General features: G+C 73.6%; 3 protein-coding genes and 1 pseudogene. 2 read left to right on the forward strand and 2 right to left on the reverse strand.

Going from position 1 to position 4477, the window contains the following annotated elements; translation table 11 throughout:
- Positions 1-38: 38 nt before the first annotated feature.
- Positions 39-1328 (forward strand): homoserine dehydrogenase, encoded by a 1290-nt coding sequence (locus CCR87_RS01150; RefSeq protein ID WP_201155496.1) that lies wholly within the window; start codon positions 39-41, stop codon positions 1326-1328.
- A 61-nt stretch (positions 1329-1389) separates the two neighbouring features.
- On the opposite strand, the gene CCR87_RS01155 is transcribed toward CCR87_RS01150, so the two are convergent.
- Both CCR87_RS01155 and CCR87_RS01160 read right to left on the reverse strand, forming a co-directional pair.
- Positions 1390-2370, reverse strand: a complete 981-nt coding sequence (locus CCR87_RS01155) for a type I glyceraldehyde-3-phosphate dehydrogenase (RefSeq protein WP_201155497.1) — start codon at positions 2368-2370, stop codon at positions 1390-1392.
- Between the two features lie 64 nt (positions 2371-2434).
- Positions 2435-4099 carry an amidohydrolase gene (locus CCR87_RS01160; protein WP_338048852.1) on the reverse strand — a complete coding sequence of 555 codons (1665 nt, stop codon included), beginning with the start codon at positions 4097-4099 and terminating at the stop codon, positions 2435-2437.
- 122 nt (positions 4100-4221) lie between these two features.
- Between CCR87_RS01160 and CCR87_RS01165 the strand changes: the two are divergent.
- Positions 4222-4477, forward strand: a pseudogene (locus CCR87_RS01165) (GNAT family N-acetyltransferase); the annotation flags it as partial.

Here is a 4477-nt window from a genome sequence, read left to right on the forward strand (position 1 = left end):
GCCCCCAGCCCCTGACCTCAGACCTCGGAGACCTGCCCATGACCGCCGCTCCCCTGCGCCTTGGCGTTGCCGGACTTGGAACCGTCGGCGGGGGCGTGATCGCCATCCTGCAACGCCATGCCGGGCTGATCGCCGCGCGCACCGGCCGCCCGCTGGAGGTGGTGGCGGTCTCTGCCCGGGACCGGCGCCGGGATCGCGGCGTCGATCTGTCGGGCTACGACTGGATGGACGATCCCGTGGCGCTGGCGCGGCGCGACGACATCGATGTCTTCATCGAACTGATGGGCGGCGCCGACGGCCCCGCCAAGGCCGCGGTGGAGGCCGCCCTTGCCACCGGCAAGGACGTCGTCACCGCCAACAAGGCCATGCTGGCGATCCACGGACAGTCCCTGGCCGGAGCCGCCGAGGATGCGGGCTGCGTGCTGCGCTTCGAGGCCGCGGTCGCGGGCGGCATCCCCGTCATCAAGTCCCTGACCGAGGCGCTGGCGGGCAACGCCGTCACCCGCGTGATGGGGGTGATGAACGGCACCTGCAACTACATCCTGACGCGGATGGAGGAGGCGGGCCTGCCCTACGACACCGTCTTTGCCGAGGCGCAGGCGCTGGGCTACCTGGAGGCCGATCCGACGCTGGATGTGGGCGGCATCGATGCGGCCCACAAACTGGCGCTGCTGGCGGCCATCGGCTTTGGCACGCGGGTGAACTTCGACGCGGTGGAGATCGAGGGGATCGAGCGCATCTCCATCGACGACATCCGCCAGGCCGCCGACATGGGCTTCCGCATCAAGCTGCTGGGCGTGGCCCGCATGACCGGGCGGGGGCTGGAGCAGCGCATGGCGCCCTGCCTGGTGCCCGCCGACAGCCCGCTGGGCCAGTTGCCGGGCGCCACCAACATGGTGGTGCTGGAGGGCGACGCGGTGGGCCAGATCGTGCTGCGCGGCGCCGGGGCCGGCGCGGGGCCGACCGCCTCGGCGGTGATGTCGGACGTGATCGAGATCGCGCGCGGCCTGCGCCTGCCGACGTTCGGCCAGCCCGCAGCGACGCTGATCGATGCGGTCCCGGCGCGCGCTGCGGCGCCGACGCAGTGGTACCTGCGCATGACGCTGCTGGACAAGCCCGGCGCGCTGGCCAAGGTCGCGACCGCGCTGGGCGACGCCGGGGTCTCCATCGACCGGATGCGCCAGTACGGCCACGCGGCCCCGCACGCGCCGGTCCTGATCGTCACCCACACCACCACCCGCGATTGCATCGCGCAGGCCATCGCCGGTGCGCAGGCCAGCGGCGTTCTGGTCGGCGAGCCTGTCGCGCTGGCGATCGAGCTGCCCTGACGCCTCCGGCACCGGGGCGGGCGGGCGCCCCGGTCCGGCAGGCGGGGTGCATGGCGGGCGCTCAGCCCATGCGGGCGGCCATGTCCAGCATCCGGCAGGAAAATCCCCACTCGTTGTCGTACCAGCCGAACACCCGCACCAGCCCGCCCGCGGTGACATGCGTCTCGGGCAGGGCCATGACGATGCTTTCGGGCCGCGCGCGCAGGTCGGTTGAGACCAGCGGCCGGTCGGTCCAGCCGATCACCCCGCCCGCGGTGCGCAGGATGTCCCTGACCTCGGCCACGGTGGCGGGCGTGCGGGGCATCACCGACAGATCCACCGCCGAGACCGAGGCCACCGGCACCCGCACCGCCGCCCCCTCGATCCGCCCGGCCAGCTGCGGCAGCACCCGCCCCAGCAGGTGCGAGGCCGAGGTCGTGGTGGGCACCATCGACAGCGCCGCCGCGCGCGAGCGTGCGGGGCTGGCGGCGGGGGCATCCACGGTGGGCTGGCTGCCGGTATAGCAGTGGATCGTGGTCATCCAGCCGGTGTGGATGCCCAGCGCATCGTCCAGCAGGCGCGCCAGCGGCGCCAGCGCGTTGGTGGTGCAGGACGCGTTCGACACGATGCGGTGGGCGTCGGTCAGTCCGGCCTCGTTGGCGCCCAGCACGAGGGTGGCGTCGGCGACCTCGGACGGGCCGGAGATCAGCACCCGCCGCGCCCCCGCCGCAAGGCCGCGCTCGGCCACCGCACGGGTGTCGGCGCGCCCCGTGCACTCCAGCACCACGTCGATGTCCGACAGATCCAGCGTGCCGAGGTCCGCGGTCCGCGTCAGCCGCAGCCGATGGCCCGGCAGCACCAGCGCGCCGTCCTCCAGCGTGACGGGGCCGGGAAAGGGGCCAAAGACGCTGTCGTATTCGAACAGATAGGCGCAGGTCTCGGGCGTGGCGATGTCGTTGATCGCCACGATCTCCACCCCCGGCCAGGCCGCGTGCCGGGCCCAGGCCCGCAGCACCGTCCGCCCGATCCGGCCAAAGCCGTTGATCGCCACCCGCACCGCCATCGTCCTGTCCCCCCGCTGCGTTCCCGTTCGCCCCTACGCCGGGCGGGCGGGACCCGCAAGCCGATCAGCCTGCCCAGACGGTGCGGCCGCCCGCGATGGTGCGCACCACCGACAGGGTGTCGATGGCCTCGGGCGCGGTGGCCTCGATGTCGCGCGACAGCACGACGATGTCGGCGGCAAACCCGGGCGCCAGCCGGCCCTTCCAGCCTTCGGTGTGTTCGGCATACGCCCCGCCGGTGGTATAGGCCGCAAGTGCGGCCATCAGGTCCAGACGCTCGTCGGCGCAGTCCTTGGCAAAGGGTCGGCGCGTCAGGGCCGCCTTGAGGCAGCGCAGCGGGCACACATCCGCCACCGGCCAGTCGCTGGCAAAGGCGACCGGCACCCCCGCGCGCGCCAGCGTGCCCGTCAGGAACCCGTCGCGCCAGCGGTCGCGCCCCAGCATGTCCAGCGTCGGAAAGGCCGGAAAATCCAGCGCGCCGGGCACATGGCAGGGCTGGACCGAGGCGACGACGCCCAGATCGACCATCCGCGCGATGTCGTCACGGCGCATCAGCTCGATGTGTTCGACCCTGTGGCGGGCGTCGCGGGGCCCATTGGCCGCGCGCGCCGCCGCGTATCCGTCGAGCGTGCGTGCGACCGCGCCACAGCCGATCGCGTGCACGGCGATCTGCAACCCGCGCCGGTCGGCCTCCGCGCAGGCGGCGGCGAAATACTCCGCCGAGAACAGCGCATCGCCCCGCCATCCCGGCTGGTCGGGATAGTCGTCGCTGCGCACCGCCGTGCCGCTGTCGATCACCCCGTCCATGAACATCTTGACGAACCCCGACGCGAGCCAGTCGTCGTCGAAGTCCCGCGCCATGGCGCTGGCCTGCTCCAGCACCGCCAGCGGGCGTTCGCCGCGCAGATGGAACGGCACGCGGACGCGGGCCGTAAGGGCGCCCTCGGCGCGCAGCTCCGCCAGCAGTTCGAGCTGATAGCGGTTGCCGTCCATGTTCACGATCGAGGTGATGCCGTGGCGCGCGCAATGCGCCAGCCCGCGCGCCAGGTGGCGGCGGTCATGCGCGCGCCCCGAAGGCCCCGGGGCGGGGTCGGGCTCGGAGCCGTCCACGAGGCCCAGGTGCACCCGCTCCTCGCCCGCCAGCGCCAGCACGGGGCCAAACGCCTGGAACTCGCGCAGCTCGCCCGCCGCCTGGCCGTCCGGCGCCATGACGATATCGTTGCCCGGGTCCAGCGCGCGGCCGCCCAGGATGCCCGCCGCGCGCAGCGCCGCGGTATTGGCCCATGCGGTGTGGTGATCGGCGGCCACCAGCAACAGCGGCCGGTCGGGCAGGATCGCGTCCAGATCGCCGCGCGTCGCCGCCCGGTCGCCCATGATGGCGTAATCGGCCTGTTGCGCGCAGATCAGCGGCTGGTCGGGGCGCGCGGCGGCAAAGGCCCCCAGCGCGGCCCCCAGCGCCTGTGCCCCGCTGACCCCCAGCAGGTTCAGGTGATCCAGCTCCGCCCCTCCGGGCAGCAGATGCATGTGGCTCTCGACAAAGCCGGGCAGGACGGTGGCGCCGCCTGCGTCGATGACCTCGGTCCGCGGTCCCCCGAGGGCCGCCATGCCGGCCCCGCTGCCAAGCGCGAGGATGCGGCCGTCGGCGATGGCCACGGCCTCGGCGCGGGGGTGGGCGGGGTCCATGGTCAGGACGCGGGCGTTGGTGATGATGGTCTGGGCGGTGGTGGACACGCGCGATCCCTCCGGGTGTGGCTGGCGCCACCCTTTCGCCAACCACGCCCCGGCGCAAGACCCGGGGGGTTTGCAATCGCCGCCGCACGCTGGCACCGTCCGCGCAACAGTGGGAGACAGCCATGGACATTGCGATCAGGCCGGCCGGGCCGCGGGATCTGGACGCGCTCGACGCCGGGTTGCGGGCGCTGTCGGCGGCGCTGGGCGATCCGCATCGCGCCACGCGCGGCGCGCTGGAGGGGGTGCTGTTCGGCCCCGCGCCGCTGGCCCGGGTGGTGGTGGCCGAGGGCGCGGGCATCCAGGGGCTTGCGATGTTCTCGCCGCTCTATTCGACCGCGCGGGGGATGGCGGGGGCCTATGTCTCGGACCTGTGGGTGG

It is taken from the genome of Rhodobaculum claviforme, from assembly GCF_016653255.1.
GTDB classification, from domain to species: Bacteria; Pseudomonadota; Alphaproteobacteria; order Rhodobacterales; family Rhodobacteraceae; genus Rhodobaculum; species Rhodobaculum claviforme.

Bases quoted from the DNA above. Each gene is read 5' to 3' on its own strand.
- CCR87_RS01150 (WP_201155496.1), top strand. From the start codon at position 39: ATGACCGCCGCTCCCCTGCGCCTTGGCGTTGCCGGACTTGGAACCGTC.
- CCR87_RS01155 (WP_201155497.1), bottom strand. From the start codon at position 2,370: ATGGCGGTGCGGGTGGCGATCAACGGCTTTGGCCGGATCGGGCGGACG.